This window comes from Leisingera sp. F5 (assembly GCF_001593695.1).
In genome coordinates this window covers 1-2,969 of record NZ_LUKH01000308.1, presented here as the reverse complement: position 1 = coordinate 2,969, position 2,969 = coordinate 1, and the positions used below count along the sequence as shown (strand labels likewise).

The 2,969-nt window shown below is 58.7% G+C and carries 3 protein-coding genes and 1 pseudogene; all 4 read left to right on the top strand.

From position 1 onward, the window contains the following. Positions 1-732, top strand: a 732-nt coding sequence (locus A2I95_RS29365; protein WP_291735564.1) for a lyase family protein, incomplete at its 5' end; no start/stop codon positions are given. Between the two features lie 259 nt (positions 733-991). Continuing rightward, positions 992-1,837, top strand: a complete 846-nt coding sequence (locus A2I95_RS29360; protein ID WP_291735562.1) for an aminoglycoside phosphotransferase family protein — start codon at positions 992-994, stop codon at positions 1,835-1,837. Between the two features lie 110 nt (positions 1,838-1,947). Next, positions 1,948-2,481 carry a tetratricopeptide repeat protein gene (locus A2I95_RS29355; protein ID WP_291735559.1) on the top strand — a complete coding sequence of 178 codons (534 nt, stop codon included), beginning with the start codon at positions 1,948-1,950 and terminating at the stop codon, positions 2,479-2,481. Positions 2,482-2,555: 74 nt separating this feature from the next. After that, positions 2,556-2,969, top strand: a pseudogene (locus tag A2I95_RS29350) (flagellar motor switch protein FliG); the annotation flags it as partial.

Here is a 2,969-nt window from a genome sequence, read left to right as displayed (position 1 = left end):
AATGTCGATCCGGCGGTCGAGGACCACGTCTGCGAACAGCTGGGCCTGCGGCCTGAGCCGATCTCCACCCAGGTGATCCCGCGCGACCGCCACGCGATGTTCTTTGCCACCCTCGGCGTCATTGCCTCCTCGATCGAAAACATTGCTGTGGAAATCCGCCATATGCAGCGCACCGAGGTTCTGGAAGGTGCCGAATTCTTCTCGATGGGCCAGAAGGGCTCCTCGGCGATGCCGCATAAGAAGAACCCGGTTTTGACCGAAAACCTGACCGGTCTGGCGCGTCTGGTCCGCATGACCGTGGTGCCTGCGATGGAAAACGTGGCGCTGTGGCACGAGCGCGACATCTCGCATTCCTCCGTGGAACGCGGCATTGGCCCCGACGCCACCGTCACCCTGGACTTTGCCCTGCACCGTCTGGCGGGTGTCATCGACAAAATGCTGGTGTTCCCCGAGAACATGCTGGACAACATGAATAAATTCCCAGGTCTGGTGATGTCGCAGCGGGTGCTGCTGGCGCTGACCCAGGCCGGCGTCAACCGTGAAGACGCCTATGCCATGGTGCAGCGCAACGCGCTGAAAGTCTGGGAAGAGCGCGTTGACTTTCGCGAGCTGCTGCTGGCGGATGCGGACGTGGTTGCCGCCCTCGGCGAAGAGGCGATCAACGAGAAATTCGACATGGGTTATCACACCAAGCATGTCGATACGATCTTCCGCCGGGTGTTCGGCGAGTAAGCCGGCCCCTGGCTGGCAAGATGAACGCCCCGTCAACATGGCGGGGCGTTTCTTTATTCGGGATTCATCCTGGACCTGATATGGAAAAGGCACAGAAACCTTAACCTAGGCATTGCTCATATCACCCATGCTTTTGTTTGCAGAATTTGACGAAGCCCTGATCCGGCGCCACCTGCAGGAGTTTCAGTCGGCCACAGGCCTGGACGGCTGCTTCAGCATAAACTGTATCCATAAATCCACTGATCGGGGACGGCAACAGATGGTGTTCTCTCTCATGCACGAGAGCGGCTCGGCCCTGATCCTCAAGAAAGACTTCAATTCCGGAACCCCTTGGATCGAAAGGGAGTTCCGCCTGTTCGAACAGCTCAGCCCCCATTTCGCGTCGGCGGATGGCTGCGAGGTTGCAGGCCCAGTGTACCTGGGAGCAGACAAGAGCTTTCACATCACCGAATTTGCCAAAGGCCGGACCGCCTCTGACGCCTTGCGGACCCCGCAATCACAAGCACAGGCCAATCAGGTTTTCCGGCGGTGCGGAAAATGGCTGAACCATCTTCATCAGCACCGGCCTTCCGAACCGGAAACCATCTGGATGAATTGGATTTTCATCGAATTTTACAAACTATCTGCTGGTGATGACGTTTACGCGCAGCCGGAACATTACTCTGCATTTTTGAAACAGCTCCATGGCCAATCACGCCAGTTTCAGGCCACCCCCTGCAGCCGGGTGTTTTCCCACGGCGACTTTCACAGCGGCAATCTGATCCTTGGCAAAGGGACGGTCGTGGGACTGGATCTTGCCTACAGCAAGCAAAAGCCGGCCATCTACGACGTGGTGGACTTCCTGGCCAGCGACCTGAACAACCCTCTCCCCGCCCGGGACATCGGCCCCGGCGGGGTGCGACAGGCCAGCGTGGAATTCTTTTTCAAAACATACCGGCGCCCCATCAGCCGCCCTTTGCTGAATTTCCACTTGCGGTCCAGGCTGCTGCTTGAGCTGATGCGAATTCAGCAGTCCTCGGTGAACCGGAACCACAAGGTCAAGATCCGGTTTGAACTCCTTTTGGCGCGGCTCTCAACCGCCTTTGAGCAACCGCTTGCCCGCTGAATGATTTCTGAACTAATTTTCACCAACGCATATTTGATATGAATAAATTGGCCGGCCCACGGGTTGTAAGGGTACATTGATCACGAATTTATGCATCTGGAGATGACGATATGCGTTATTTTGCTCTCGCCGCTGCCTTGACCCTGCCGATGACGGCTTTTGCCGCAAGCGGCAACGACTGGAACCCGCCGAAACCCACCCAGACTACCAAGGAGTGCAAAGGCAAGCGGGTTTGGGACGACCAGAAGAAACGCTGCGTGCGCCCCAAGAAATCCTCGCTGAACCAGCAAGAGCTGCTGGGCGCGGTGCGCGAGCTGGCCTATGCCGGCCGTCAGGAGGACGCGCAGGCGGTGCTGGGCGCAATGGCGGACCAGCAGGACTCGCTAGTGTTGACCTATTGGGGGTTCACCCATCGCAAACTGGGCAATTTGGACGTGGCGCAGGCCTATTACGATCAGGCGTTGGCACGCGATCCGGATAACATCCTTGCCCGTTCGTATATGGGGCAAGGCCTTGTGGAACAGGGAAAATACGGAACAGCCCTGATACAGTGGAAAGAGATCAAGGCACGCGGCGGTGACGGCAGCTGGGCCGAAGCATCGCTGCGCAACGCCTTGGAAACAGGTGCATCCCACAGCTACTAGCTTCAGCCTTTCTTTACGGCTTGCGGCGTATCCTAGCCTCCATGATCAAGAAGAATCTTTGGTAGGGTGCGAGAATGCCTCAAGACAACATGCTGGCGCTTCCGATGGCTTCAGGCGGGCCGGATCTGGGCGGGTTCGGTGCCCCGGCCCCTCTGAGCGCGGGGGGCGGCAGCGGGCTGAGCGGCAAGGCCAAGGCCGCAATTATCGTCCGGCTGCTGCTGAATGAAGGCGCGGAAATCCCGTTGGAGGAGCTGCCTGACGACCTGCAGCTGGAGTTGACCCAGCAGATGGGCAAGATGAGCATTGTCGACCGTGACACGCTGAACGCGGTCGCGGGCGAATTTGCCGATTTGCTGGACAATATCGGCCTGCATTTCCCCAACGGCCTGGCCGGTGCGCTGAATGCCATGCAGGGCAAGATCAGCCGCCACACCCACAGCCGCCTTCGCAAGGAGGCCGGCGTGCGCCAGTTCGGCGACCCCTGGGAG